The 25,558-nt window shown below is 64.7% G+C and carries 23 protein-coding genes; 14 read left to right on the top strand and 9 right to left on the bottom strand.

Annotated features, from left to right (window positions below):
• Positions 1-21 precede the first annotated feature (21 nt).
• The 3 genes from VEIS_RS03160 to VEIS_RS03150 form a co-directional block, all read right to left on the bottom strand.
• On the bottom strand, positions 22-834 hold the full coding sequence (locus tag VEIS_RS03160; RefSeq protein ID WP_011808440.1) for a 2OG-Fe dioxygenase family protein: 813 nt from the start codon (positions 832-834) through the stop codon (positions 22-24).
• Between the two features lie 216 nt (positions 835-1,050).
• The gene (locus tag VEIS_RS31060; RefSeq protein ID WP_041949775.1) at positions 1,051-1,257 is read right to left on the bottom strand and encodes a hypothetical protein; all 207 of its coding nucleotides are present in this window, start codon (positions 1,255-1,257) and stop codon (positions 1,051-1,053) included.
• Between the two features lie 131 nt (positions 1,258-1,388).
• On the bottom strand, positions 1,389-2,978 hold the full coding sequence (locus tag VEIS_RS03150) for an acyl-CoA synthetase (RefSeq protein WP_011808439.1): 1,590 nt from the start codon (positions 2,976-2,978) through the stop codon (positions 1,389-1,391).
• Between the two features lie 431 nt (positions 2,979-3,409).
• On the opposite strand from VEIS_RS03150, the gene VEIS_RS03145 reads away from it, so the two are divergent.
• The gene (locus VEIS_RS03145; RefSeq protein WP_011808438.1) at positions 3,410-3,934 is read left to right on the top strand and encodes an RrF2 family transcriptional regulator; all 525 of its coding nucleotides are present in this window, start codon (positions 3,410-3,412) and stop codon (positions 3,932-3,934) included.
• On the opposite strand, the gene VEIS_RS03140 is transcribed toward VEIS_RS03145, so the two are convergent.
• Complete coding sequence (locus tag VEIS_RS03140) at positions 3,852-4,877, bottom strand: LysR family transcriptional regulator (RefSeq protein ID WP_011808437.1); 1,026 nt, start codon at positions 4,875-4,877, stop codon at positions 3,852-3,854. The genes VEIS_RS03145 and VEIS_RS03140 overlap by 83 nt on opposite strands.
• Before the next feature lie 85 nt (positions 4,878-4,962).
• On the opposite strand from VEIS_RS03140, the gene VEIS_RS03135 reads away from it, so the two are divergent.
• The 3 genes from VEIS_RS03135 (at position 4,963) to VEIS_RS03125 (ending at position 7,522) form a co-directional block, all read left to right on the top strand.
• Positions 4,963-5,337, top strand: a complete 375-nt coding sequence (locus VEIS_RS03135) for a hypothetical protein (protein WP_011808436.1) — start codon at positions 4,963-4,965, stop codon at positions 5,335-5,337.
• On the top strand, positions 5,334-6,095 hold the full coding sequence (locus tag VEIS_RS03130) for an SDR family NAD(P)-dependent oxidoreductase (RefSeq protein WP_011808435.1): 762 nt from the start codon (positions 5,334-5,336) through the stop codon (positions 6,093-6,095). Before VEIS_RS03135 ends, VEIS_RS03130 begins: the two co-directional genes overlap by 4 nt.
• A gap of 122 nt (positions 6,096-6,217) precedes the next feature.
• On the top strand, positions 6,218-7,522 hold the full coding sequence (locus VEIS_RS03125) for an MFS transporter (RefSeq protein WP_011808434.1): 1,305 nt from the start codon (positions 6,218-6,220) through the stop codon (positions 7,520-7,522).
• 46 nt (positions 7,523-7,568) lie between these two features.
• Here VEIS_RS03125 and VEIS_RS28155 read toward each other — a convergent pair whose 3' ends face one another.
• Complete coding sequence (locus tag VEIS_RS28155; RefSeq protein ID WP_157048381.1) at positions 7,569-7,892, bottom strand: hypothetical protein; 324 nt, start codon at positions 7,890-7,892, stop codon at positions 7,569-7,571.
• Here VEIS_RS28155 and rhmD point away from each other — a divergent pair.
• The 4 genes from rhmD to VEIS_RS03105 all read left to right on the top strand — a co-directional run bounded on the left by rhmD (position 7,869) and on the right by VEIS_RS03105 (position 12,788).
• Positions 7,869-9,065 (top strand): L-rhamnonate dehydratase, encoded by a 1,197-nt coding sequence (gene rhmD, locus VEIS_RS03120; RefSeq protein ID WP_041950468.1) that lies wholly within the window; start codon positions 7,869-7,871, stop codon positions 9,063-9,065. The genes VEIS_RS28155 and rhmD overlap by 24 nt on opposite strands.
• Before the next feature lie 459 nt (positions 9,066-9,524).
• Positions 9,525-10,397, top strand: a complete 873-nt coding sequence (locus VEIS_RS03115; RefSeq protein ID WP_041949774.1) for a class I SAM-dependent methyltransferase — start codon at positions 9,525-9,527, stop codon at positions 10,395-10,397.
• A 13-nt stretch (positions 10,398-10,410) separates the two neighbouring features.
• Positions 10,411-11,007, top strand: a complete 597-nt coding sequence (locus VEIS_RS03110) for a class I SAM-dependent methyltransferase (protein WP_011808431.1) — start codon at positions 10,411-10,413, stop codon at positions 11,005-11,007.
• A gap of 104 nt (positions 11,008-11,111) precedes the next feature.
• Positions 11,112-12,788: a glycosyltransferase family 39 protein gene (locus VEIS_RS03105; RefSeq protein WP_011808430.1), complete on the top strand. Its 1,677-nt coding sequence runs from the start codon at positions 11,112-11,114 to the stop codon at positions 12,786-12,788.
• Between the two features lie 4 nt (positions 12,789-12,792).
• Here VEIS_RS03105 and VEIS_RS03100 read toward each other — a convergent pair whose 3' ends face one another.
• Genes VEIS_RS03100 through rsmI form a run of 3 tightly spaced genes read right to left on the bottom strand, consistent with a single transcriptional unit; the run spans position 12,793 to position 17,846 of the window.
• Positions 12,793-16,653 carry a methyltransferase domain-containing protein gene (locus VEIS_RS03100; RefSeq protein ID WP_041949772.1) on the bottom strand — a complete coding sequence of 1,287 codons (3,861 nt, stop codon included), beginning with the start codon at positions 16,651-16,653 and terminating at the stop codon, positions 12,793-12,795.
• A 7-nt stretch (positions 16,654-16,660) separates the two neighbouring features.
• Positions 16,661-16,897: a hypothetical protein gene (locus VEIS_RS28150; RefSeq protein WP_157048380.1), complete on the bottom strand. Its 237-nt coding sequence runs from the start codon at positions 16,895-16,897 to the stop codon at positions 16,661-16,663.
• A gap of 19 nt (positions 16,898-16,916) precedes the next feature.
• Positions 16,917-17,846: a 16S rRNA (cytidine(1402)-2'-O)-methyltransferase gene (gene rsmI, locus VEIS_RS03095; RefSeq protein WP_011808428.1), complete on the bottom strand. Its 930-nt coding sequence runs from the start codon at positions 17,844-17,846 to the stop codon at positions 16,917-16,919.
• Here rsmI and VEIS_RS03090 point away from each other — a divergent pair.
• From VEIS_RS03090 to VEIS_RS03070, 5 genes are all read left to right on the top strand, one after another.
• On the top strand, positions 17,846-18,280 hold the full coding sequence (locus tag VEIS_RS03090) for a YraN family protein (protein ID WP_011808427.1): 435 nt from the start codon (positions 17,846-17,848) through the stop codon (positions 18,278-18,280). The two genes, rsmI and VEIS_RS03090, sit on opposite strands and share 1 nt — an antisense overlap.
• Before the next feature lie 63 nt (positions 18,281-18,343).
• Positions 18,344-18,928: an SIS domain-containing protein gene (locus tag VEIS_RS03085; RefSeq protein ID WP_011808426.1), complete on the top strand. Its 585-nt coding sequence runs from the start codon at positions 18,344-18,346 to the stop codon at positions 18,926-18,928.
• Positions 18,925-19,572, top strand: coding sequence for a BON domain-containing protein (locus tag VEIS_RS03080; protein WP_011808425.1), 648 nt, complete (start codon positions 18,925-18,927; stop codon positions 19,570-19,572). Before VEIS_RS03085 ends, VEIS_RS03080 begins: the two co-directional genes overlap by 4 nt.
• 274 nt (positions 19,573-19,846) lie before the next feature.
• Complete coding sequence (locus VEIS_RS03075) at positions 19,847-20,671, top strand: DNA-methyltransferase (protein WP_011808424.1); 825 nt, start codon at positions 19,847-19,849, stop codon at positions 20,669-20,671.
• A 13-nt stretch (positions 20,672-20,684) separates the two neighbouring features.
• Positions 20,685-21,419: a PmeII family type II restriction endonuclease gene (locus VEIS_RS03070; RefSeq protein ID WP_041949770.1), complete on the top strand. Its 735-nt coding sequence runs from the start codon at positions 20,685-20,687 to the stop codon at positions 21,417-21,419.
• Between the two features lie 64 nt (positions 21,420-21,483).
• Here the strand turns inward: VEIS_RS03070 and VEIS_RS03065 are convergent, their stop codons facing one another.
• Positions 21,484-23,019, bottom strand: a complete 1,536-nt coding sequence (locus VEIS_RS03065; RefSeq protein WP_011808422.1) for an FAD-linked oxidase C-terminal domain-containing protein — start codon at positions 23,017-23,019, stop codon at positions 21,484-21,486.
• A 290-nt stretch (positions 23,020-23,309) separates the two neighbouring features.
• Here VEIS_RS03065 and VEIS_RS03060 point away from each other — a divergent pair, with 290 nt between their 5' ends.
• Positions 23,310-25,547, top strand: coding sequence for an NADP-dependent isocitrate dehydrogenase (locus tag VEIS_RS03060; protein WP_011808421.1), 2,238 nt, complete (start codon positions 23,310-23,312; stop codon positions 25,545-25,547).
• The last annotated feature ends 11 nt before the right edge of the window (positions 25,548-25,558 follow it).

The following is a 25,558-nucleotide window of genomic DNA, read 5'->3' as shown; positions in this document are numbered from 1 at the left end:
AGCAAACCCCGGGCGCGGCAGTCAGTCGGCAGGGGCCCGACGGATTGCGCTCCCGGGCTGGCTGGCAGGCGCCGCGCCCACCACATCCGCCCCCTGGAAATTGCCGCGCCGGCAAGTGACCACCAGCGTATCGCGGTGCCCGCCCTCGGCCAAGGGCTGTATCGGCGTGGATTCGTGGATCATGCGGGCATCGTCGAGCAGCAGCAGCGACCACGGCTCCATCAGCGTGAAGCGCTGACCGCTGGTGCCTGCGGCCTCGAACACGCGCGTCTCGCCGCCCTTGATGCCCGCGCGCCCGACCAGAAACACCGCCACCAGATCGACGCCATCGCGGTGGGCGCCCTCGGGGGTGGGGCGGCCAATGCCGTCGGTGGTGTCGATGCGAAACTGGTGCGCCTCGACAAACCAGCGCTCGGCTGTGCCAGCGTCCGCAAACACGGCGTCGCACAGCCCGGCCAATGCGGCCAGCAGTTGCTGCCACACGGGCCTGGCCACGGCGCTTTGCTCCATCGGCGCGAACCAGCGCTCCATGCCGCCATGCAATGCGTTGTATTCCACCGGCTGCCAATGCGCGCGGTGCGGCACCTGTTGCACCTGCCCGCGCTGCACCACGAAGCAGGCATGGCGGCGACGGCGGTAGCGGCCTGCGTCGCGCATGAAATCGTCGGGGGCCAGCCTGGCCCAGTCGCCGTTTTGTGCCATCAGATCGGCCAAATCACAACCCAGCCAACGGGCCGTATCGACCGCCGCGAGCACGGCATAGCCGCGCTGGCGCAGTTGGCCGACGACTTCGGACGGGCTGGTGAACGGTGCAGAAAAAGTGATCGAGGACATGGTGCTGCGAGCTTAACCGCTGGTTTGCGCGTTGCAAGGCCCCCGTCTTGTCCAACGAGGTATGCGCCTGGGCGGCAGGCTGGGGGCGATCATTTTTCGCATGGTGATCGACAGGGACGAATTCCGTCCCCAGACAATCCCGCAGTTCCGGGCCTTCCTGGCCAGCACGCTGGAGGTGCACTTTTGCGTTCCCGACAGCGACGACGCACGCTACGCTCACATCGGCTGGCCGAGGCAGACCGCGCCCATGGCGCACTCCCGGGGCCTGCCACGGTGCATCTGCTTGGCCGGGCATGGGCTCGCGGCGATGCCCGCTTCGAGCGCCTGGCCGATCTCCATGCCCCGGGCCTGCGCATCGGCGAGTTGCTGAACGCCACCCCAGGGCAGATCGAAGTCGATGCGCACGACGATCACTGGCTGCATCTGGTCGGCAAGGGGTCCAATGCTGGCAAAGTGGCACTGCCGCCGCTATCGCGCAGGGAAAGTCGGACCGTTTGCTGCATGTTGTGTCTCCTTTGTTGGCATGGGATGTCGGGATCGGTGTCGATCACTGATCAGGTGGTCACGGGTGCGTTGACAGGAATCGCCTGCTCGTGCTGCAGACGCAGGTCGCGCTTGAGAATCTTCCCGCTCGGGTTGCGCGGAAGTCCGTCGGCGAAGATCACGCGCTTGGGCGTCTTGAAGCCTGCCAGCGAGGCCCGGCAGTGCGCGATGAGCGCGGCCTCGTCGAGCGTATGGCCCGACTTGACCACCACGATGGCCGTGACTGCCTCGATCCATACGGGATCGCTCAGTCCGACCACCGCCACCTCGGAAACGGCCGGGTGGCGGTAGATGGCTTCTTCGACTTCGCGGCTCGCGACGTTCTCGCCACCCGTTTTGATCATGTCCTTCTTGCGGTCGACGACGGTCAAGAACCCCTCCTCGTCCATCACACCCAGGTCGCCGCTGTGGAACCACCCCCCGGCGAATGCCTCGGCCGTGCGTGCTTCGTCGCGCAAGTAGCCGCTCAGCAACTGGGGTGAGCGGTGCACGATCTCGCCCATCGCGCCGGCCGGCAGCGGGTTGCCGGCATCGTCGACGATGCGGGTTTCGACGTTGAGCACCGGGCGGCCCGCCGAACCCGCCTTGCGGATCTGGTCGCCGGGGCCGAGCACTGTGGCTGTCGGTGCAATCTCCGTCTGGCCGTAGAAGTTCCAGAAGCGCACCTTGGTCAAGCGGCTCTGCAGCTCCTGCAAGACTGCAACCGGCATGATCGACGCCCCGTAGTAGCACTTGGCGAGGCTGCCGAGGTCTGCCTGCGCGAAGAGCGGTGAACGCATCAGCGAGATCCAGACCGTCGGTGGTGCAAAAAGCGACGTGACCCCGTGATGGGCCAGCTTCGGAATCACCGACTCCGGCGCTGGCGATGCGGTGATGACGTTGGTGGCGCCGCTGTAGACGCAGGGCCCGAAGAAGGTGTCGAGCTGCGCACAGTGGAACAGCGGCATCGCGTGCAACATGGTGTCGGCGCTCGTGTAGTCGCCCGCGACGATGCAACTGACGTACTGCGCGATCACCGCGTCGTGAGTGAGCATCGCGCCCTTCGGCAGGGATTCCGTGCCGCTGGTGTAGAGAATCTGCGCGAGCATGCTGCCATCGATCCCGGGTTCGCCGTGCATGCCCTGTGGAGCAGCCGCGACGAGTTCGTCGAAGTTCAGCATTCCATCGACGGGCGAGGAGGGCTGCTCGCCCGGCAGCCAGATGAATGGCCCGATCCGCGTATCCAGCGCCGCCGCCGCGCGAGCCTGCGCCGCGAGTTCGCTGTCAGTGCAGAGGATCTGTGCTTGCGAGTGACGCAGGATGTAGGCGACTTCCTGGGGCTTGAGCATGAAGTTCACGGGTACCAGCACGGCGCCGGCGCGTGCGATGGCAAAGCGCATCGCCACGAACGCATGCGAGTTCCGCGCCAGGATCGCGATCTTGGCGCCGACGCCGACGCCCATGTCGCGCAGGGCCTGACAAAGGCGGTCGCAGACGGCATCGAATTCGCGATACGTCCAACGCGTGTCGCCGCAGATGACGGCGGGCTTTTCCGGCTGCCGTGCAGCAGTGCGCCGGAGCAAGTCGGCGATGGTTTGGCGCCGGGCATGGGATACGTTCATCTCGATGTCTCCGATCGGTCGAAAGCGTCGGCTTTCTCCGTTTGTATTGGTTATCGTTGCAATATCAATGCGACCAAATCTAATCACGGGATGTTCGGGTGTCAACAGAGCAATCGCCAGTTTTCTGGCTGGCCGATCATGGTCCGTCGGCAACGGTGCACGGCCCACCCACGCCATTCCTCCCTGGACGATGGGGTAGCGAATGGCGAGCAGTTCAGTGGTGCGCGTTCTCATGTCTTCAGTGAACCTGTCGCGACACCGCTGCGGGATGATTGCGTCGTTGTCACATCGTTGGTTAAAGTTGCGATTGCATATCGCATATTGCATATGCATTCGATGCAGCATCCGGTTTTTTGACTGTCGATGCGGGCTGCCGAAAATATCGCCACCGCTTCCTGACGGTGCGCTCTATTTGTTGTGAAGGAGACGGAGTGAAGTCCACCAAGTTCGTGACAGCGTGCTACATCCTGTCGTTCGTGACCTACCACGGCCCGGACATGATCCCGACCCAAACCATCGCCAAGTGGGTCAACGTCAATGCATCGCGCGTGCGGCAGATCGTGGCGCGGCTCGTTCGCGCGGGCCTCCTGGCATCGACCCGCGGCGGAGAGGGCGGCGTGGTGATTGGCCGGGCCCCGTCAGACATCACGCTGCTGGACGTTTTCGACGCCGTGGCCGAACAGGATACGGCGCTCTTTTGCGTCGACAACCCGTTCTCCGACTGGAAGGATCGCTGCCGCGTGCACTCCGTACTCACCACCATGCGCGGCGAACTGGAGCGCGATTTCCGTAGCAAGCTGGCGAACACACCCATGACCTCGCTCTACGCACCGCCGCCCGAGGTGCATGCAGGCTCTCCGGCCAAGAAGACCGTCAAGGCCGCGACGAAGAAGGCGGCAGCTTCGACGCCGAAGAAGCGCGTCCCGGGTTCGGCTCGGGCAGGGGCGGCAAAGTGACGCCGGCATAGCGTCGAAGGTGGGCGATGAAGGTGGCGGCAGTCTCGGAAAGTGGCTCTCCGATCCGCGTCAGAACGCCAAACCCTTTCAAGTCTTTCCCGATGGCCACAGGAAGCACGCGCAGCAACTTGGCCCGTACGTGATCTCTGACAACGGATTCCGGCAACACGCCCACTGCGTCGCTGGCCTGGAGTAGCTGCAGCGTCGCGAATATTGAAGCGCACTCGACGAGATTGGCCGGGGTGCTTTGGCCGACCGCTGTAAATTCTTCCTCCATCAGTTGCCGCGCCGGGCTGGTCAAGGGCTGAAGGATCCAGGGCCATACCGTGAGCCCCGCGAGCGTCAGTGCGCGCTGCCGGGCGCATGGATGCGCACGGCGGACCACGACCTGCATCGTTTCGTTGGCCAACGGCGCGAAAGCAAACATGTTGTGCTGCATGAGCGACGAGAACCGACCGACAGCAAATTCAATCGCATGGCGCTCGAGCAGCGTCCCCACCTGATCGCTCGTTTCACCCAGTATGCGGACGTTCAGGAGGGGCCTCTCGCGCTTGATCTCCGCAACGGCGCGAGCGACCAGATCCGGAGCCGCGCCCATGATGGCGCCGATCACGAGCTGGCCGTGCCCACCCCGTCGCTTGATTTCCAGCCCTTCCAGAAAGCGTGCGAGGCCGGCCTGGGACTGGCGCGCGAACGCAACGACTTCTTCGCCCAGCGGCGTGGGCCGCAGCCCGCGCGAGTGGCGTTCGAAAAGCTGGAAATTGAATGCGAGTTCGATGTCCGCAAGCATCTTGGTGGCAGATGGCTGCGTGACGCTCACGGCTGACGCTGCCTGCGCAAGCACGGGCATGTCCGACAGTGCAGCGAGCAGCGCCCAGTGCTTCAACCGAAGCCGGTTCATCAGCCGCGAGGCGGCATGGGGGTCGTCCAGTCGATATTCCATTTTGGAAATGCCAACGCGAAATTATCGATTGGATGCCAATGACTGGCCAGCCTAGAGTCCAGTGCATCAACCGCATGGAGACAACATGAAATTGCTGCGATATGGGCCTGTCGGCCAAGAACGGCCGGGCCTGCCCGATGGCGACGGAACACGGCGAGGCATTTCGTCCTTTGCCTCCGACATCACGGGCAAGGCCCTTTCACCGGCGCACCTTTCCGCGCTGGCGGCGCTCGATCCGCAAAGCCTCCCGCTCGTCGGCAGCCGCCCCAGGCTTGGCGCGCCGATCGGCCACATCGGCAAATTCATCGCGCGCGGCCTGAACGACGCCGACCACGCCGCCGAATCGAATGCGCATCTGCCCGAAGCCGTCTATCTCAAGCCGGGCGATGTGATGACGCTGGGCATCGACAAACTCGGCCGGCAGGCGCAGACGGTCGTTGCATGGGAGCAAGCAGCATGAATGCCCGCCACTACGCCCATCGCTTTGCCGGTCGCCGTGCGGTGATTACCGGAGGGGCTGCCGGCATCGGCCTGGCGTTTGCCAAACGCTTTGTCACTGAAGGCGGGGCTGTGAGCCTCTGGGACATCAGCCAGGAAGCGCTCGACCGGGCCACGAGCGCGCTCGGCGCCAGCGCGTCGGGCGTCAGGGTCGACGTGGCCGACTGGCCCCAGGTCGAGGCTGCGGCCGAGACATCTGCAGGACATCTGGGCGGCGGCATCGACGTGCTGGTCGCCAGCGCCGGAATCACGGGCCCGAATGTGCCGCTGGCAGCGTATCCGGTCGAGCAGTGGCGACAGGTGATCGACGTGAACCTGAACGGGTTGTTCCATTGCAACCGCGCGATCGTTCCGTACATGCTGTCCGGCAACTACGGCCGTATCGTCAACGTTGCCTCGGTCGCTGGCAAGGAAGGCAATCCGAACGCCTCGGCGTACAGCGCTTCCAAAGCCGCCGTCATCGGTTTGACCAAGTCGCTCGGCAAGGAACTGGCGCAGTCCAACATCACGGTGAACGCGATCACGCCCGCTGCGGTGCGCACGGCGATTTTTGACCAGATGTCGCAGCAGCACATCGACTTCATGCTTTCGAAGATCCCGATGGGCCGCTTCGGCACGGTCGAAGAGATGGCGGCCGTGATCGCCTGGCTGGCGAGCGAGGAATGCTCCTTCACGACGGCCGGCGTGTTCGACGCGTCGGGCGGCCGCGCGACGTACTGAGCCAAGGCCATGCGGGAAGGTGTGCCTTCCGGCTGGAACAGACGAGACGCCCGCCAAAGAGCGGAGCGTGGGGCACCGCCTGCGCGGCGTCCGGAGCAAAACACACATCGGAGACATCGATCATGAATTCCCTGGCAACGCGCACGCCTCTCGACGGCGTCATCGACAAGGCCATCTGGCGCCTTGTGCCATTTCTGCTGCTGATGTACGTGCTGGCCTTCCTGGACCGCGCCAATATCGGCTTCGCCAAGAAGGCATTTCAGCTCGACACCGGTCTGTCCGACGCGGTTTTCGCCTTCGGAGCCGGGATATTTTTCATCGGCTATGCCCTGTTCGAGGTGCCCAGCAACCTCATCATGTACCGTGTGGGTGCCCGTGCCTGGATGTGCCGGATCATGGTCACGTGGGGATTGGTCTCCGCAGCCTTGATGTTCGCGCACACCGAGACCATGTTTTATGTGCTGCGGTTTCTGCTCGGCGTCGCCGAAGCAGGGTTCTTTCCCGGCGTCATCTATTTCCTCACACAGTGGTTTCCGGCGCGGTCCCGGACCCGTGTGATCGGCATGTTCTATTTCGGCGCACCGCTGGCCTTCATCTTCGGCGGCCCGCTCTCGGGTCTGCTGCTCGAACTCGACGGCGTCTGGGGATTGAAGGGGTGGGAGTGGCTCTTCCTCGTGGAAGGGCTCATGGCGGCGCTGGTGGGCGTCTGGGCGTTCTGGTACCTGGACAACGAGCCGAAGGACGCGCAATGGCTGACGCTCGAAGAGCGCCAGACGCTGGAGCGCGCCATCGATGCCGAAGAGGAACAAAAGACCTCGCATGGACCGGCAACCGTCCTGAAAGCGCTGACCAACGGGCGCGTGCTGTTCCTGTCGCTGATCTACTTCCTGATCCAGGTCAGCGTCTACGGCGTCGTCTTCTACCTGCCGACGCAAGTGGCAGCGTTGATGGGCCAGAGCGTGGGCCTTCTGGTCGGTTCCGTGACGGCCATCCCGTGGGTCTGTGCCCTGATCGCCGCCTACTGCATTCCGCGGCTGGCGGAAAGTACGGGTCGACATGCGCTGATCGCGCTGGGGACGCTGGCCGTCTCCGCCGCAGGGATTGCGGTGTCGGTCAATGCGCCATCCTCGCTCATCGCGCTCGTTGCGCTGTGTTTCGCTGCAGCAGGCTTCATCGCTGTGCAGCCGCTGTTCTGGAGTTTTCCGACCGCCTGTCTGGGCGGCGCGGCGGCGGCAGGCGGCATCGCGCTGATCAATTCGCTCGGCGCTTTGGGCGGGTTCGTCGCACCGAACGTCAAGACCTGGGCCGAGCAGGCCTTCGCTTCCACCAGCGCCGGTCTGAACTTGCTGGCGGTGACCACCGTCTTCGGTGCGCTGCTGTTCCTGGCGCTGCGCCCGACCAGGGTGCCCGGCCCGGCTGTCCGTTAGTCGTTGCGCGCCACCCCTGTAGCGCGCAACGGAAGCAGTTCATGCATCACGGCAAACGCAGATCCATCATCCCGGCACTCGCGGCCGCACTTTGCGCCACAGCAGTTCCGGTGTTCGCGGAGTACGCCGGGCGCCCCATCGAAATCGTCTCGCCAGTGCCTGCCGGCGGCAACACCGACGCGGTGGCACGCGCCTTCGCGGAGTCGGCACGCAAGGATGTGCCGCCACAGACCATGCCGACGCAATCTTCTTCGAGCTGCGGTCCAGGCTCGGCATGAAGAACAGAACCTTTGCTTTGCCGTTTGGCGAACCCCTCATCCTCCCCCTCATCCTCCGGAGCTTCACCATGGGCATGCCTTTCATCAAGCACGTTCGCGCTTTCACCGTCCGCGGCGGCGGTGCCGATTACCACGACCAGGGCGGCGGCCACTGGATCGATGATCACATCGCCACGCCGATGAGCAAATATCCCGAGTACCGCCAAAGCCGCCAAAGCTTCGGCATCAACGTGCTCGGCACACTGGTGGTCGAGATCGAGGCCTCGGACGGAACGGTGGGCTTTTCGGTCACCACCGGCGGCGACCTGGGCTGCTTTATCGTGGAGAAGCATCTGGCACGCTTTCTCGAAGGCGCCAGGGTCACAGACATCGAGAAGATGTGGGACCAGATGTACAGCGCGACGCTCTACTACGGTCGCAAGGGCATCGTGATCAACACCATCTCAGGCGTCGACCTGGCGCTGTGGGACCTGCTCGCCAAGATACGCAAGGAGCCGGTGCACGCGCTGCTCGGCGGTCCGGTGCGGGACGAACTCATTTTCTACGCCACCGGCGCGCGGCCGGATCTTGCCCGGCAGATGGGCTTCATCGGCGGCAAGATGCCGCTGCACCACGCACCTGCCGAGCGGGAAGAGGGTCTCGCAAAGAACCTCGACATGATCGGCGACATGCGCAGCAAGGTCGGCAAAGACTTCTGGCTCATGCTCGACTGCTGGATGAGCCTGGACGTCGAATATGCCACTCGCCTGGCAACTGCGGCGCGCAACGAGCACGGCCTCAAATGGATCGAAGAAGCGCTCTCGCCCGACGACTACTGGGGGTATGCAGAACTGCGCCGGAACGTACCCCGCGGCATGCTGGTGACCACGGGTGAACACGAGGCCACCCGCTGGGGATTTCGTCTGCTGCTGGAGATGGGATGCTGCGACATCATCCAGCCCGACGTCGGTTGGTGCGGCGGCATCACTGAGCTCATCAAGATCTCGAACCTGGCGGACGCGCATGGCAAGCTCGTGGTGCCGCACGGCTCCTCGGTCTACAGCTACCACTTCGTCATCACGCGGCAGAACAGTCCCTTCGCGGAGTTCCTGATGATGGCGCCCAAAGCCGACGAGGTCGTGCCGATGTTCAATCCGCAACTGCTCGATGAACCCGTCCCGGTCAACGGTCGCATCAAGGCATCGGCGCTAGACGCTCCCGGCTTCGGTGTACGCTTGAACCCCGACATTGCCTTGCATCGACCCTATCCGCGCCAAGCCGCATGAGCGAAAGTTCCCGATTGCGCGAGCTGCGCGAGCGATCATTCGGGATTCGACACTTGGCGGATATCAATCGCTGTGCTGCGTGTCGGCAAGGCCGCCGAGACCAGCGCTCTGGACGCCGCCAACGCCATGGATGCCGCTCGCTCTGAACTCTTCGAGCTGTCCAACCAACGACCCCAAGCCGCCGCCTGAGCCACCTCTTGCGGCCCCCGCGTTCAGGCTCTACCTGAATTGGAAAAGACGGGCCCGACGCATGTATGCTCGGGGGCCATGAGTACCTTGCGGAAACCCGAAAAGGCCCCGGCGCTGCGGCACCCCGGAATGCATCTGCCTGCTGCATGTGCGGCGCCACCGCCTGAGGCCGGCCGTCTGGCGTCGGCTGCTGCCCGGTTCATGGCCCGCCCGCGCATTGCGCTGCCTGTGCAGACCCTTCAGACCCTTTGATGGCTTGGTGCCCCTGAGATGCCCGATCGCGCGCAGGAATGGCTGGCCTTGGGCCGCAGGCATCTGGCCGCAGGCGACGCAGCGCAGGCCGCGCTGGCCTTGCAGCAGGCTTTGGCCCAGGCGCCGACGAGGCTTGCGGCGCACAACCTGATAGAGCGCCATGGGCTGGCCGGGGCTTTTACCGAATGGATGGGGTGCAACTGCGAGATTGCGCCCGCCGACGATATTTATCGCTTCTTCGAGAACCACCCCGCCAGCGTGAATCCGCTGCGCGACTACCTGGCCGATGGCTGGCGCACGCTGTCGGAATTGATGCTGTTGCTCGAACAGGTGGATCGACCTTTGCTGAAGGTCGGCCACTGTCTTGAGTTTGCCAGCGGCCATGGGCGCTTCACGCGGCATCTGGTCAAGGCGCTGGGCGCGCAGCGGGTGACGGTCTCGGATGTGGTGGCCGATGCGGTGGCGTTTTCCGGGGCCACTTTCGGGGTGCAGACCCATTTGTCGTCGTCCGTGCCCGAGGCGCTGTGCCTTGCGCAGCGCTACGACCTGGTGTTCGTGCTGTCGCTGTTCAGCCATCTGCCCGCCGCCACCTGGCCGCGCTGGCTGCGCTGTCTGTACGGGCTGTTGGCCCCGGGGGGGGTGCTGGTTTTTTCCACGCATGGCGCCGAGGCTGCGCGGCGTCAGCGCGTCAGTCTGGATGCACAGGGGTTTTTCTTTGCCGCCGCCAGCGAGTCGCAGGCTATCGCGGCCCAGGAATACGGCACCGCGTTCACCTCGCAGTCCTATGTGCTCGCGCGCATCGGGGAGCAACTCGGGCCGGGGCGGCTGATTCACTTTGCGCCGCAGCATTTCTGGCAGCACCAGGATGCCTATGTGCTGATGCGGCCCTGAAAGGAGACCTTGGGTGCACCTGAGTTCATTGGAGCATGTGGAGCAGTTGGTGGGCCGCTATTTGCAGGGGCTGGATGCGCTCACGGTCATCGATGTCGGCAGCTACGATGTCAATGGCAGCTACCGGCCATTTTTCAGCCGTCCCGGCTGGCGTTATACCGGTGTGGATTTGACCGCAGGGCCGAATGTGGACCGGGTGATGACCTCGCCCTACCGCCTGCCTTTTGCCAGCCACAGCGTGGATGTGATCGTCTCGGGCCAGGCCTTCGAGCATGTGCAGTTCTTCTGGCTGACTTGGCTGGAGATGGTGCGGGTGCTCAAACCGGGCGGGCATATCTTGTTGCTCGCGCCCTCGCGCGGGCCGGAGCATCGCTATCCGCAAGATTGCTGGCGCTTCTACCCTGACGCCTATCGCGCGCTGGCGGCCTATGGCGATCTGGAGTTGCTGGAGGTGTCTACCGACTGGAACGCACATGCCGACCCCGATAGCGCGCCCTGGGGCGACACGGTCGGGGTGTTCCGCCAGCGGCCGATGTCGGCGCTCACCCGCTTGCGCCGCAGGGCCATGCAGCGTCTGCGACACTGGCTGCTGCCGGGCTATCGCGCATGAGCGGCCGGCCCAAGGCAGTTGGGTTCTTCGCGTAAAGTCGTTGTTCGTAATGCGTGTCTCGATCGATATGCACCACCCATGTCCCCCGCCCACCGCAAACCGCCATGAATGACAAAGAACCAATTTACCGTGGCCATCGTCCACGCCGCCAGATGGCACTCTGGCTGGGATTTTTCGTCGCTCTGGCCGCTTTGACGCTGTATTTGCGCTTTCATGAACTGGCGACGCAAGGTTTGTGGTCCGACGAGCTGTTTTCGGTCTCCTCCATCACGCAGGTGGGCGCGGGCCGGCCTTGGTATGCGTATGAGAAAAAGTCTTTTCCGTATCTGCGGATGGAGGATTCTTTCCTGACCTGGAAGGCCGGCGAGAATTCGCCGCCGTTGTTCGAGGTCCTGCTGTGGCTTTGGTGTCAGGTGTTCGGCTGGTCGGATTTCGCCGTGCGCTCGATGAGCGCGCTGCTGGGCAGCCTGGCGCCGCTGGTTCTGTTCATCGGCCTGCGGCGCCCTCTGGGGGCCTGGTCGGCTGCCGGCGCGGCCCTGATCTTCGCGCTGTCGCCGTCCGCCGTCACCTATGCGCAGGAGGTGCGCGGCTACGCCCTGCTGATGCTGCTGGCCAGCATCGCCGTGGTGCGGCTGGTGCGCTACGTGCTGGCGGACGACGGTCAGCGCAGCCATTGGGGGAGCAGTTTCAAAGTGGATGTCGCGATCTATCTGCTGCTCAGTTACACGCATTACACGGGGCTGGTGCTGGCCTGCGGCTTGACGGGCCTGCGCTGGGTGCTGGCCAAGCGGCGGGGGTGGCCGCTGCGCGAGTTCGGCTGGTTCGCCGCGCTGCCTGCGCTGTTGGCGCCCTGGCTGTATCTGAATTGGTTCGCCATGGCGTCCGCCGGCGCGGGCTATTACGGCTGGAGCGACTATGCCTGGGCCGATGTCTGGTCTTTGCTGCTGCCCAAGGCGACAGAGTTTTTTCTGCCGCAACCGTCCATACAGGTGGTACAGGCATTCATCGGGCTGCCCAAGGCGGTGGGGGTTTTTCTGGCGCGGCCCTATGCGCTGCCTGCCACTTTGACTCTGGCCTTGCTCGGCGCCGCCCTGGGGGCATGCAAGCGCGCGGCCGCAGACGCCGCGCCGCGCCGCGTGCACGACCCGCGCTGGCTGCTGTGCCTGGGCTTGGCGCTCCTGGTGGTCATGCATTTTGGCTACGGCATCTACACGGCATTCCATGCCCGGGTTTGGCATGCGCGCTATTTTTCGGCCATGCTGCCGGTGGGCATGGCGGTGTTTGCGTTGCTGTTTTCACTGGCCGGGCAGCATCGCCTGGCGCGCCTGTTTCCGCTGTGCGCGGTGCTGCTGGCCTGCGCCGTCAGCGTGCCGACGCTGCGGGCGTACTACCAGAACCCCTGGAAGGAGGACTACCGCGAGGCATCGCGGTATATCGTGCAAAACACGCAGGGCCGGCCTACGGTGGTGGCCACCTGGGCCGCCAATGCCGCTTATTACAACTACTACCTGCGCCGCTTCATGGCCGATGCGGGGCGCAGTTACGAGTTGACGACGGTGGGGCAGTCGGGGGACCTGACGGCGGGCGTGGCGGCACTGTGCCAGCGCCGCTGGGCCCCCGGTGAACAGGTGGTGCTGTTCCAGCACAGCGCGCACCGCCTGTACTTCGACATGGTGAACCGCCATTGCGCGGGGGCGCTGCAGATGGTGTCGGAGCGCCAGTTTCGCGGGCTGTTCGTCAACTTTTACCAGGCCACGGGGGCGGCGGCCTCGCCGCAGTAGGCGTTCAAGCCCGCAGCCAGTTCTTGACCCTGGTTTGCCAGTGCTGCGGAACCCGTTGCGCCAGACCACGCAGCAGCGGGTGCGAGCGCAGGCGCACCAAGCCCGTGAGCAGCAGCGAGCGCCGGGCAGCGGCCGTCGGCGGCTGGTGTGAGCGCAGGAAATCATGCGCCAGCGGGCTGGGCGCGCCGATGTCGGGCAGTCCTTGCAGGTAATGCTGGCGGTAATGCCAGTCGTCGCTGGCGGGGGCGCTGTGTGCCGGGGGCTGCGGCGCCTGTGCGTTGGCAAAGTGGCGCTCGCGCAGTTCGAGAAAGCGTTCGAGCCACTCGGCGGCGGTCATGTCCCAGGGCATGACCCAGCTCCAGGGCCGGCCGGCCAGCCGTTCGGCGAAGGCGCCCAGGTCGGGGGCGACCACGGGCAGGCCGGCCTGCAGCGCGGCGCTCAGCGTGTAGCTGTAGGTTTCGGGCCAGAGCGCGGGGAACCACACCAAGTCGGGTTGCAGCCAATGCAGCAGGCCGGGCAGGTCGGGGTCTTCGTAGGCGCCGTGCACGGTCAGGCGCGCGCGCGGCTGGGTTTGCAGGTGGCGGTAGCCGTAGCCGAGCAGGTGGAATTCGACGGGCGCCTGGCGCCTGGCCGCTTGCAGCGCCACGGCTTCGAGCAGGTCTGCGCCCTTGATTGCGCTGAGGGCGCCGAGGACGACGATCTTCAGGCGCGCATCGGCCGGGCGCGGTGGTGGCGCGATGACGGGCAGCGCGGCGGCGCCATCGGCGCTGATGTCGGCATGCGGCACCACCCGCAGGCGGGCGCCCGGGGCGAAGGCGGCCATGCGCCGGGCGGCGTCGTGGCTCGGGACCAGCAGGTTGCGCGCGGCGACCAGAAAGTGCCGGTTGCGCTGGCGCCAGTCGGCAACGCTGCCGCTGCCGCTGGGGGCCGGCTCTTGCGTTCGGCAACAGGCGCATTGGCCGGGGGCGGGGCCGTCTGCGTAGCGATGGTCGCTGCCGGTCAGCGAGATATGCGTGCAGTAGCTGTAGAAGTCATGCGCCGTGAAGTCGTAGGCCAGGCCCAGCGCATGGGGCAGGCCGGCAATCAGCGGGTCGTGGCCCAGCAGATGGTGGTAGTGGACATGCCGCACGCCGAGTTGGCGCAGGGTCTGCAGCAGGTCCTGGTACTGGTCGGCGAGCCGGAAGACGAGCTCGAAGCCTTCGCCGGCGCAGGCCAGTTGCAGGCTCACGCTGCGCCCGGGCGCAGGCGTCAGGGTCAGGAACAGGGCCTGCCCGCTCAGGTGCTGTGCCAGATCGCGCACATGGCGCAGCGTGCCGCCGGCGCGATCATGCAGCACGGCCAATACCACGGGCAGGCCGGAGCGGACGATGCGGGCGGTGTCGAGCGCCAGGCGGTAGGGCCGGGCCGGGTCGGCCTGCACGAAGGCCATCACGGCGCTTTCATAGCCCGGGTGCAGGCGGCGCAGCGTTTGCAGCGCGGCCCGCTCGCGCTGGCTTTTACTGTCGCCGAAACTGACGCCGCCGGTGTGCAGCACAAAGGTGTCGAGCAGTTGCAGATTGCGCCAGCCGGCCTTTGCAGCGCGCTGGCAGAAGTCGTTTTCCTCGCCATAGCCCTTGCCGAAGTTTTCGCTGTCGAACAGGCCCAGTTGCTTCAGGCAGTCGCGCCGGATGTACATGCAAAAGCCGACGCCGGTGGGCACATCGACCACGGCGCCCGGGTTGGTTTGGGCGCACAGCGCGTCGAGCCTGGCGCTGTCGTAGCCGGCGGGCAGCTCGTTGGCCTGGCAAAAGCGCGGGTAGCTGCAAATGGTGGCGTTGTTCGACAGCGGCGTGACCGAGGCGATTTTGCGGTCGCCATAGGCCGCGCGGCGCAGGCGGTCGAGCCAGTCGCCCGTGACCTCGGTGTCGCTGTTGAGCAGCAGCACATCGTGGCTGTCCGACAGGGCCATGCCGCGGTTGACGGTGCCGACGAAGCCGAGGTTTTCGGGGTTTTCCAGCAAGGTGATGCGGCTGTCCTGCGCGGCCCGCTGGCGCAGCCAGGCGCTCAGCGCTGGCTCGGGGCTGGCGTCGTCGATGACGATCAGGCGGTATGCGCTGTGGCAGGTGGCGGACAGCACCGAAGCCAGGCACCGTTGGGTGTCGGCCAGCCCCTGGTACACGGGGACGATGATGTCGACCGGATGGTCGGGCGCTGCGATGGGCACGGCTTGGGGGGCTGCGCGCTGGCGCGGCGTGCGGCCCAGCAGCCGGTCGATGCGCATCTTGGCGTGCACCAGGGGGCGGGTCGCGCGAAACACGGTGGAGGTCTCTATGGTTTTCAGGTGCTGCACGAGTTGTGCGCAGTCTTGCCGCAGGCGGGTGGCTTCCAATTGCCAGGTGGCGCACTGCTGGGCGAGCGCCTGGTTGTTTTCTTCCAGGCCGGCGCTGCGGCTTTGCGCCTGGCGCAGTCGCCGCTGCGCGTCGCTGGTGCTGCTCTCCAGCGCTGCGATGCGGTCTTGCAGGGGGCAGACCGTGGCCGAAAGGGCCAGGTAGTCCGCCGACATGGGCCAGCCCAGTTCGATGTCCAGGATCGCCCCCTGCGGCGTGCAGGCGGCCAGCGTTGCGGGCGCAATCGGCAGTTCGAACCAAGGCTCCTCGCCGGTGAGCAGCAGCAGCGTGGCGCCGCTGGCTGCGGGCATGGGGGCTTGCCAGACGATCTGGTGGTGCACGGTGGCCGCCAACAGGCTGCGCGGGCTGCCGTGCGCGTGCCACTCCCACACCACATCGCCCTGCGTGCTGCGCAAAGTGATGCGGTACAAATGCAGGAATCCGGCGCGATCCGCAGGGTCCAGCCGCAACTGCGTGAGGGCCTCGTCCTGCGCGGGGAGCACAAAGCGCAGGGTCTGGCGTTCTGCGCCAATGGCGCCGGTGGTGGTGAGCTTGCGGGCCTCGGTGTATTGGCCGTCGCGGCCCAGGTACAACTGGGCGGTGAACCGGGCCTGACCGGGCGGAACCATGGACTGCGCCTGACCGGGCGGGGCTGCGAGCTGCGTCTGACCAGGCGAGACTACGAGCTGCGTCTGACCAGGCGGGGCTACGAACTGCGCCTGACCAGGCGGGGCTGCGAGCTGCGCCTGACCAGGCGCAGTGGCACCGACAGCAGCATCCAAAAAATGGAGCGCCTGCGCAGGGGCCGCCACGGGGCGTGCCACGGCGATGAACTGGTAGCAAAGCGCGTCCGGCATGCCCAGCAGATACCGGGCCACTGCCGGCGGCAGGCTGTCGAAGGCGACCTGGAATTCGGATTCGGGCAACTGGCGCACGATGCGGTCCAGGCTGTCGAGCGCCCAGCGCTGCTCGTTCAGCCAGCGCAGCAGCGAGCGGTGCGTAAAAAAGCGCAGGTGCGTGCGGTCGAGCAGCCCCTCTTGACGGTAGCGGAATTCGCCTTGCAGCAGTTCGGCCACCAGGCCGCAGTAGCCCGCGTTGGGCACGGAAATCAGCAGTCGGCCGGCGGGCTTGAGCAGTTCGCGGCAGGCGGCGAGCACCCGCTCGGGGCGGCTCAGGTGCTCCAGCACATCGGCGCAGACGATGGTGTCGTAGCGCTGCCCGGCAAAGCGCTCTTGCAGGTCGCAGGACTCCAGATCGTCGACCACCACCCGGCGGTAATGCGGGCGGGCATGGGCCGCTTCGGCCTCGCTGAGGGTCAGGCCGTCGCTGGTGCAGGCGCGGCGGCCGGCCAGGAATCGACCCAGCGCGCCGCTGCCACAGCCCAGGTCGAGGACGGTGGCGTTTTCGGGAACGAGCCGGGCCAGCACCGAGAGCGATGTGCGTTCGCCCTCCGTGATGCTGCGCAGATAGACATGCAAGTCTTCCGTGGAATGCGTCATTGCGCGATTATGGGGGGCAGGCGGCACTGCGGCGCTGACGGGCCGGCGCGCCTTCAAGCGCGATGGCCTGCCTGTCATGGGCTAGTGTCGCGTCACCGATCATCTGTCGGTCTGCGCTGGCCATCGAAGCGCATCGCGGCGTTGCATCGCTTGCCAATACGCTCGGTATGGGCTGCGCGATGCGCCTTGCGCTGCGCTCCGATGGCTGCGCGCAGCCTACGACATCTGATCCGTGACGCGACACTACGCGCGGCGGCGCGACGTCAGCACGCAGGTTCCCCGTCGCGCTGGCACGCGAGCGCCATCTCATACAGCACATTGCGCGCTGCGCCCGTGATTTGGGCCGCCAGCCGCACAGCGGTCTTGAGCGGCAAATCCTGCAACAGCAGGCGCAACACCCGCAGGCTTTCGCCGTCGTCGCGTGCCACCGGCATGGGGTGCAGCAGCAGCACGAATTCGCCGCGCTCGCGCTCGCGCGATCCGGCCAGCCATGCCGCCAGGGCCTGCGCGGGCAGGGTGGCCACCTCTTCAAACTGCTTGGTCAGTTCGCGCGCCAGGGTCACAGGGCGCGCGCCCAGCACGGCCAGCGCCCGTGCCAGCCCGCCAATGCGGTGCGGGGCCTCCAGCAGCAGCACGCAGCGGGGCTCGCGCGCCAGTTGCTGCGCGATGACGCCGGCGCGCTCGGCGTTCTTCACCGGCAAAAAACCGACAAACACAAAACCGCCCTGCCCGCTGCCCTGGGCCACGGCGCCGGCCACGCTCAGCGCGGCGGTGATGCTGCTGGCGCCGGGCAGCGGCACGGCGCGCAGGCCCGCCGCCTGCACGGCGGCCACCAGACGCGCACCGGGGTCGCTCACGCCGGGCGTGCCCGCATCGCTCACATACGCTACGCGCTGGCCCTGTTGCAGTCGCAGCACCAGTTGCTGCGCGGCCTCGGCCTCGTTGTGCTGGTGCAGGGCCAGCAGTTGGGCCGCGCTCTTGTCGATGCCGTAGGCGCGCAGCATGGCCTGCGTGTGGCGCTTGTCCTCGCAGGCCACGGTGTCGGCCAGTTGCAGCAGATGCAGCGCGCGCAGCGTGATGTCGGCCAAGTTGCCGATGGGCGTGGCCACCATGTACAAGGCGCCCTGCGGATAATGCTGCGCAGCCGCCGCATCGTGTGCGGCACCCCGGGCGGAAGCGAAAGAAGCGCTCAATGAAATTCCTCGAATTCCTTGGAAAGAGACCACCGGCAGCAGCGCCCGGACCGGCCCCTGCGCCCGCCAGCGCAGCCACCGCCAGCGAGCGCGGCCATGCCGCCGAGGACCTGGCCCTGGCCCATCTGCAGGCCGCCGGTCTGCAACTGGTGGCGCGCAATTATCGGACGCCCGGGCGCGGCGGCGGCGAGATCGACCTGGTGCTGCGCGAGCGGGACCGCACCCTGGTGTTCGTGGAAGTGCGCAACCGCAGCCACGGCGCCTTTGGCGGGGCCGGCGGCAGCATCGGCGCGACCAAACAGCGGCGCATCATTTTTGCGGCGCAGCATTACCTGCGGCGCTTGCCGGCGCCGCCGCCTTGCCGTTTCGACGTGGTGCTGGTGCAAGAGCAAGAGCCCGTGCAATGGATCAAGGCCGCTTTCGAAGCGCAGTGAGCGCGCAGGCGAGGGCGGCAAGCCATCAGCACCCGCAGCGCGCAACGCTATCATCGGACCCCCATGCTAGAGCAACGCATCCAACAGCATTTCATCGACAGCGCCGACCTGATATACCAAGCCGCGCAGGGCCTGAGCCAATGCATTGCGGCGGCCATACAGGCGCTGCTGGCCTGTGTGACCGGCGGCGGCAAGGTGCTGGCCTGCGGCAACGGCCCATCAGCCGCCGAAGCCTGGCAATTTGCCACCTTCTGCGTCACGGGGTTCGAGCGCGTGCGACCCGAACTGGCCGCGCTGGCGCTCACTTGCGACGGCAACGACATGGCCCGGCAATATGCCCGCCAGGTGCGGGCCCTGGGCCAGGCCGGCGATGTCCTGCTGGTCTTGTCGGTGACCGGCAATGACGCGAACTTGCTGGCGGCTGCCGAGGCCGCCCATGAGCGCGACATGAGCGTGCTGCTGCTGACCGGCCGCACCGGCGGCAAGCTCGCCGCGCTGTTGCGCGAAACCGATGTCTTGATCAGCGTGCCCCACGACCGCGCAATGCGCGTGCGTGAAGTCCACTCCCTGGTGCTGCACTGCCTGAGCGACGGCGTGGACGCCCAGTTACTTGGTGAACAGGAGATTGCGCCATGCCCCCCCCCATGAACCACCGCACTGCATGCACCGTGCTGGCCGCCGCTGCGCTGGCCGCCGGCCTGTCGGCCTGTGCCCCGTTGATCGTCGGCAGCACCGTGGTCGGCGGCGTGCTGGCGCTGGACCGCCGCACCACCGGCACGCAGATCGAAGACGAAGGCATCGAACTGCGCGCCGTCAACCGCATCGTTGCGGCCTTGGGCGAGCGCGCCCATGTCAACGTCACCAGCTACAACCGCCAGGTCTTGCTGACCGGCGAAGTGCCCGGCGCGGCGCAGCGCCAGAGCGTCGAGCAGATCGTGGCGGCGGTGGAGAACGTGCGCTCGGTGGTGAACGACCTGGCCGTGATGCCCAACTCCACGCTGGGCCAGCGCTCCATCGACACCTTCATCACCGGCAAGGTGCGCGCCAGCCTGGTCGATGCCCGGGACCTCTCGGCCAACGCCTTCAAGGTGGTGACCGAGCGCAAAATCGTTTACCTGATGGGCCGCGTCTCGCAGCGCGAAGCCGAACGGGCCACCGACATCGTCCGTGGCGTGAGCGATGTCCGCAAGGTGGTGCGGGTGTTCGAGATCATCTCGGAAGAAGAACTGCGCCGCATCGCGCCCCAGCCGTTGCCCGCAACCACAGACAGCCAGGCAGTGTCCGGCGGTTGATCCGCCCCGGGCACAGGCCCATCGCATCCGAACGGTTTGGCAAGGAGCGCTGCATGGCAGACCCCGTGCGCCGAAAGCCTCTGGCGCCGGGCGCCGTGTGGGCGGCCAAGGGTTTGTCCCATATGCGTTTGGTTTGTCATCGTCGATTTTTGAGGAGCCTGTCGACCAGAATATTCCCGCATCGATTCCGACAGTTTTGCACCACTGCGGACGATGTTGCGACGGGCACGAACAAATTTGATCCTGCATTGGTGACACAAGGAAATGGTATAAAATGGAAATCCATACCGACATATATCTTGGGGACAGTAAAGACCAACTTGCAAGGCTTGCAGTCGACTCTGTTGATTTGATCGTTACCTCCCCTCCATACGCAGACCAGCGCAAGGACACATACGGTGGCATTCACCACGACAAATATGTCGAGTGGTTTCTTCCGATTTCCGGACAGCTTTTGAGAGTTCTCAAGCCGACAGGAACTTTCATTCTCAACATCAAAGAGAAGGTTGTCGATGGCGAACGGAGCACTTACGTCATGGAACTGATCATTGCAATGCGCAAACAAGGTTGGCTTTGGACGGAGGAATTCATCTGGCACAAGAAAAACAGTTATCCCGGGAAGTGGCCCAATCGTTTTCGTGATAGTTGGGAGCGGTTGTTGCAGTTCAACAAGAACAGACACTTCAATATGTATCAGGAGGAAGTCATGGTACCAATGGGTGACTGGGCAAAGGCACGGCTGAAAAAACTTTCCGACACCGACAAAATTCGTGACACATCAAAAGTCGGCAGTGGTTTCGGGAAAAACATCTCCAACTGGATCGACCGGGGCAAAGCGTATCCAACCAATGTCCTACACCTTGCAACGGAGTGCAACAACAAAAATCATTCGGCGGCTTTCCCCGAAGAATTACCAGAATGGTTCATAAAACTCTTCACAAAACGACTGGATACGGTTCTTGACCCTTTCATGGGCAGCGGAACCACCTTGATGGTTGCAAACAAAATGCAACGGCATTCAATCGGCATCGACATCGTTCCGGAATATTGCGACATGGTGAAACAACAATTGAGGCCCATTGAACTTTATCTTCTCTGATCCAGGGCAAAGCATGCAAAAATTGAATCTCAAGGACATATCGCAGTTCGTTGAACAGAACATCGGCATTTTTCATCAAAAGAGAATCCAGAGCCTGGACACTTTGAGACTTTCACAAATCCTGAAAAGGAAAAATCCATATCTCTTCAAAGCAAAACATGTTCTCACGGCAGAGCAGATAATCAGAGGAATCGTTGACGCGCATATTTCATCGAATGAGGAAACAGTCTTTGGCGACTGGCTTGAAGGACTGGCAATATTCATCAATGGAAAAGTCTACGACGGGAAAAAGTCAGGCATACAGGGAGTTGATCTGGAGTTTGACGATGACGGAGTTCGGCATATCGTTGCAATAAAATCCGGCCCGAATTGGGGCAACAGTTCACAAGTCGCAAAGATGATTTCTGATTTCAAGACGGCGAAAAAAACCCTGCGCACAAGCAATTCAAAACTTCAGATCATGGCCGTCAACGGCTGTTGCTACGGACGAGACAGGAAGCCTGACAAGGGAGAATACTTCAAATATTGCGGGCAAAGATTTTGGGAGTTCATTTCCGGAAATGACACTCTTTACACGGAAATCATTGAACCACTCGGATACAAAGCGAAAGAGAAGAACGATAACTTCATGAAATCGTATCTTCAAATGATCAACAGATTCACAAAGGAATTTGTGAACGAGTATTGTGACGACGATGGAGACATCAACTGGAAGCAGTTGGTCGAGTTCAACTCTTGTGCAAGATGATCTGCCCTTGTCCCTTGCTGCGCATTGGACTTCCGGAATCCTCCCGTTTTTGATGATGCCATCGTCAAAAGCGCGGCAACCCGGGGTGCCCGATCTGCCCGCCGCGCACCAGCATTTTTCCGTATTCGGCGCAGCGGTTCAGCGTGGGGATCACCTTGCCGGGGTTGAGCAGTCCTGCCGGGTCGAATGCGTGCTTGAGGCCGAGCATCTGCGCGCGCTCTTGCCCGCTGAACTGCACGCACATGCTGTTGAGCTTTTCCACGCCCACGCCATGCTCGCCGGTTACCGTGCCGCCCATGGCGACGCTGGTCTCCAGGATGTCGGCACCGAATAGTTCGCAGCGGCGCAATTGGTCGGCATCGTTGGCATCGAACAGGATCAGCGGGTGCAGATTGCCGTCGCCCGCGTGGAACACGTTGACGCAGCGCAGCCGGTATTTCTGCTCCATTTGTTGTATCGCCAACAGGATGTCGGCCAGGCGCCGGCGCGGGATGGTCGAGTCCATGCACATGTAGTCGGGGCTGATGCGGCCGCTGGCGGGAAAGGCGTTTTTGCGCCCGCTCCAAAAGCGCAGGCGCTCGGCTTCGTCGCGGCTGACCGACAAGGCGGTGGCGCCCGCAGCCCGCAGCACCTGGCTCATGCGGTCGATTTCTTCCTGCACCTCTTCGGGCGTGCCGTCGCTCTCGCACAGCAAGATGGCCTGGGCATTCAGGTCGTAGCCGGCGTGCACGAAGTCCTCGACTGCCGCCGTCATCGGCTTGTCCATCATCTCCAGGCCCGCAGGGATGATGCCGGCGGCGATCACGGCGGCCACGGCCTCGCCCGCTTTGCGCAGCTCGTCGAAGCTGGCCATGATGCAGCGCGCCAATGGGGGCTTGGGGATGAGTTTCACGGTGACCTCGGTGATCACGGCCAGCATGCCTTCGCTGCCGATCACGGCGGCCAGCAGGTCGTAGCCCGGGGTGTCCAGGGCTGCGCTGCCGAACTCCACCGGCTCGCCTTGCGCCGTGAAGCCGCGCAGTTTGAGCACGTTGTGCAGCGTCAGGCCGTATTTCAGGCAATGCACGCCGCCCGAGTTCTCGGCCACGTTGCCGCCAATGGTGCAGGCGATCTGGCTGCTGGGGTCGGGCGCATAGTACAGGCCGTAGGGCGCCGCTGCCTCGCTGATGGCCAGGTTGCGCACGCCGCATTGCACCAGCGCCGTTTGGCTGTCGGGGTTCAGATCGAGGATGCGATTGAACTTGGCCAGGGACAAGGTCACCCCCATGGCGTGGGGCATTGCGCCCCCCGACAGGCCCGTGCCCGCGCCACGCGCCACCACGGGCAGTTGCAGTTGGTGGCACAGCGCGAGCACGGCCTGCACTTGCTCGCTGGTCTCGGGCAGGCATACCAGCAGCGGGCGCTGGCGGTATGCCGTGAGGCCGTCACATTCGTAGGGTGCGGTGTCTTCGCTGTGCCAGAGCAGAGCATGGGCGGGCAGCACGCGGCCCAGGGCCTGCACCACCTCGGCCTGGCGCGCGGCGCGCTCGGCGGGTGTCGGAATGGGCGTCGGAATAGGCGTCGGGATGGGTGTCGGGATGGGTGTCGGGGCGTCGTTCATGTGCGCCACTGTAGGCGATGGCGTTGCGCTTGCGGTCGATGGGCTGGTCGCCGGCAGCGCGCACCGGGTCTTGGCAAGCCCGGCAGCGGGGGGGCTTGCGTCGCCACGGCGCGCGCCTGGTCAAAGAAAAAAAGGGCCTCGTTGACGGTCGAATTTTGCATCACGGGATTCGTTTGCAAAAACGGGCCGCATCGGGCGCGCCAAGCAAGGACAATCCGGGAGCGTCTGCATTGGGCCCCGCTGTGCCGCAGCGGCGGCGTTGACAAATACCCTGTTTCGAGAGACAAGCCATGACGACCCAGCCACCGACCATCATCTACACCCTGACCGACGAGGCGCCGCGCCTGGCCACGGCATCGTTCCTGCCCATCATCCGCAGTTTCACTGCGCCGGCCGGCATCCGCGTGATCGAGAGCGATATCTCGCTGGCGGCCCGGGTGCTGGCGGAGTTTCCCGAGTTCCTGACCGAGGCGCAACGGCGCCCCAATGCCCTGGCCGAACTGGGCCAGAAGACCCTGCAAGCGGATGCCAACATCATCAAGCTGCCCAACATCAGCGCCTCGGTGGGCCAGTTGATCGCCTGCATCAAGGAACTGCAAGACAAGGGCCATGCGTTGCCCGACTACCCCAATGACCCTCAGACCGGCGAAGAAAAGGCGCTGCGCGCGCGCTATGCCAAGTGCATTGGCAGCGCCGTGAACCCCGTGCTGCGCGAGGGCAACTCCGACCGCCGCGCGCCCAAGGCGGTCAAGGAATACGCGCGCAAGAACCCGCATGCCATGGCCGAGTGGAGCCAGGCTTCGCGTTCGCATGTGTCGCACATGCACCATGGCGACTTCTACCACGGCGAGAAATCGCTCACGCTGGACAAGGCGCGTGATGTGAAGCTGGAACTGATCACCCACGGCGGCCAGACCATCGTGCTCAAGCCCAAGGTGGCGCTGCTCGATCGCGAGATCATCGACAGCATGTTCATGAGCAAGAAGGCTTTGCTCGATTTCTATGAAAAGGAAATCGAAGACGCGCGCAAGACGGGCGTGATGTTCTCGCTGCATGTCAAGGCCACGATGATGAAGGTCTCGCACCCGATCGTGTTCGGCCACTGCGTGAAGATTTTCTACAAGGACGCATTCGCCAAGCATGGCAAGCTGTTTGAAGCGCTGGGCGTGAACGTGAACAACGGCATGGCCAGCCTGTACGAGAAGATCGCCACATTGCCCCAGTCCAAGCGCGAAGAAGTGCTCAAGGACCTGCACGCCTGCCATGAGCATCGTCCGGAGCTGGCAATGGTCGATTCGGCCAAGGGCATCACCAACTTCCACTCGCCCAACGACATCATCGTCGACGCGTCGATGCCGGCGATGATCCGCAACGGCGGCAAGATGCGCGGCGCCGACGGGCGCCTGAAGGACGTGAAGGCGGTGATGCCCGAGTCGACCTTCGCCCGCATCTACCAGGAGATCATCAACTTCTGCAAGTGGCACGGCGCCTTCGATCCCGCCACCATGGGCACGGTGCCGAATGTGGGGCTGATGGCGCAGCAGGCGGAGGAATACGGCTCGCACGACAAGACTTTCGAGCTCCCGCAAGACGGCGTGGCCAACATCACCGACCTGGCCACCGGCGAAGTGCTGCTGAGCCAGAACGTGCAAGCCGGTGACATCTGGCGCATGTGCCAGGTCAAGGACGCCGCCATTCGCGACTGGGTCAAACTGGCCGTGACCCGCGCGCGCAACTCGGGCATGCCGGTGGTGTTCTGGCTCGATGCCTACCGGCCCCACGAGGCGCAGCTGATCACCAAGGTCAAGATGTACCTGCACGAGCATGACACCGCCGGCCTGGACATACAGATCATGAGCCAGGTGCGGGCCATGCGCTACACGCTCGAGCGCGTGATCCGCGGCCTGGACACCATCAGCGCCACCGGCAACATCCTGCGCGACTATCTGACCGACCTGTTCCCGATCATGGAACTGGGCACCAGCGCCAAGATGCTGTCCATCGTGCCGCTGATGGCCGGCGGCGGCATGTACGAAACCGGTGCCGGCGGCTCGGCCCCCAAGCATGTGCAGCAGTTGGCCGAGGAAAACCACCTGCGCTGGGACTCGCTGGGCGAGTTCCTGGCGCTGGCCGTGTCGCTGGAAGACCTGGGGCGAAAGACCGGCAACGCCAAAGCCAAGGTGCTGGCCAAAACGCTGGATGCCGCCACCGGCAAACTGCTGGACAACAACCGCAACCCGTCGGCCAAAACCGGCCAGCTCGACAACCGTGGCAGCCAGTTCTACCTGGCCCTGTACTGGGCGCAGGAACTGGCCGCGCAGGCTGACGATGCCGAACTGGCCCGGTGGTTTGCACCGCTGGCCAGGCAACTGGCCGACGACGAGCAGACCATCGTGGCCGAACTGGCGGCCGTGCAGGGCCGGCCGGCGGACATCGGCGGCTACTACCTGCCCGACCCGGCCAAGCTCGACGCCGTGATGCGCCCCAGCCCGGCCTTCAATGCGGCACTGCGGGCCGTGGCCGTCTGATCGTCTGATCG

This window comes from Verminephrobacter eiseniae EF01-2, from assembly GCF_000015565.1.
Classification (GTDB): Bacteria; Pseudomonadota; Gammaproteobacteria; order Burkholderiales; family Burkholderiaceae_C; genus Acidovorax; species Acidovorax eiseniae.
Note: the sequence above shows the minus strand (reverse complement) of the source record. Positions and strands in the feature narration are given on the sequence as shown.

What these genes read in the sequence shown, in the direction of transcription:
- VEIS_RS03160 (WP_011808440.1), bottom strand. Translation starts at nt 834, where the DNA reads ATGTCCTCGATCACTTTTTCTGCACCGTTCACCAGCCCGTCCGAAGTC.
- VEIS_RS31060 (WP_041949775.1), bottom strand. Translation starts at nt 1,257, where the DNA reads ATGCAGCCAGTGATCGTCGTGCGCATCGACTTCGATCTGCCCTGGGGT.
- VEIS_RS03150 (WP_011808439.1), bottom strand. Translation starts at nt 2,978, where the DNA reads ATGAACGTATCCCATGCCCGGCGCCAAACCATCGCCGACTTGCTCCGG.
- VEIS_RS03140 (WP_011808437.1), bottom strand. Translation starts at nt 4,877, where the DNA reads ATGGAATATCGACTGGACGACCCCCATGCCGCCTCGCGGCTGATGAAC.
- VEIS_RS03135 (WP_011808436.1), top strand. Translation starts at nt 4,963, where the DNA reads ATGAAATTGCTGCGATATGGGCCTGTCGGCCAAGAACGGCCGGGCCTG.
- VEIS_RS03130 (WP_011808435.1), top strand. Translation starts at nt 5,334, where the DNA reads ATGAATGCCCGCCACTACGCCCATCGCTTTGCCGGTCGCCGTGCGGTG.
- VEIS_RS03125 (WP_011808434.1), top strand. Translation starts at nt 6,218, where the DNA reads ATGAATTCCCTGGCAACGCGCACGCCTCTCGACGGCGTCATCGACAAG.
- rhmD (WP_041950468.1), top strand. Translation starts at nt 7,869, where the DNA reads ATGGGCATGCCTTTCATCAAGCACGTTCGCGCTTTCACCGTCCGCGGC.
- VEIS_RS03115 (WP_041949774.1), top strand. Translation starts at nt 9,525, where the DNA reads ATGCCCGATCGCGCGCAGGAATGGCTGGCCTTGGGCCGCAGGCATCTG.
- VEIS_RS03105 (WP_011808430.1), top strand. Translation starts at nt 11,112, where the DNA reads ATGAATGACAAAGAACCAATTTACCGTGGCCATCGTCCACGCCGCCAG.
- VEIS_RS03100 (WP_041949772.1), bottom strand. Translation starts at nt 16,653, where the DNA reads ATGACGCATTCCACGGAAGACTTGCATGTCTATCTGCGCAGCATCACG.
- VEIS_RS03090 (WP_011808427.1), top strand. Translation starts at nt 17,846, where the DNA reads ATGAAATTCCTCGAATTCCTTGGAAAGAGACCACCGGCAGCAGCGCCC.
- VEIS_RS03085 (WP_011808426.1), top strand. Translation starts at nt 18,344, where the DNA reads ATGCTAGAGCAACGCATCCAACAGCATTTCATCGACAGCGCCGACCTG.
- VEIS_RS03080 (WP_011808425.1), top strand. Translation starts at nt 18,925, where the DNA reads ATGAACCACCGCACTGCATGCACCGTGCTGGCCGCCGCTGCGCTGGCC.
- VEIS_RS03075 (WP_011808424.1), top strand. Translation starts at nt 19,847, where the DNA reads ATGGAAATCCATACCGACATATATCTTGGGGACAGTAAAGACCAACTT.
- VEIS_RS03070 (WP_041949770.1), top strand. Translation starts at nt 20,685, where the DNA reads ATGCAAAAATTGAATCTCAAGGACATATCGCAGTTCGTTGAACAGAAC.
- VEIS_RS03065 (WP_011808422.1), bottom strand. Translation starts at nt 23,019, where the DNA reads ATGAACGACGCCCCGACACCCATCCCGACACCCATCCCGACGCCTATT.
- VEIS_RS03060 (WP_011808421.1), top strand. Translation starts at nt 23,310, where the DNA reads ATGACGACCCAGCCACCGACCATCATCTACACCCTGACCGACGAGGCG.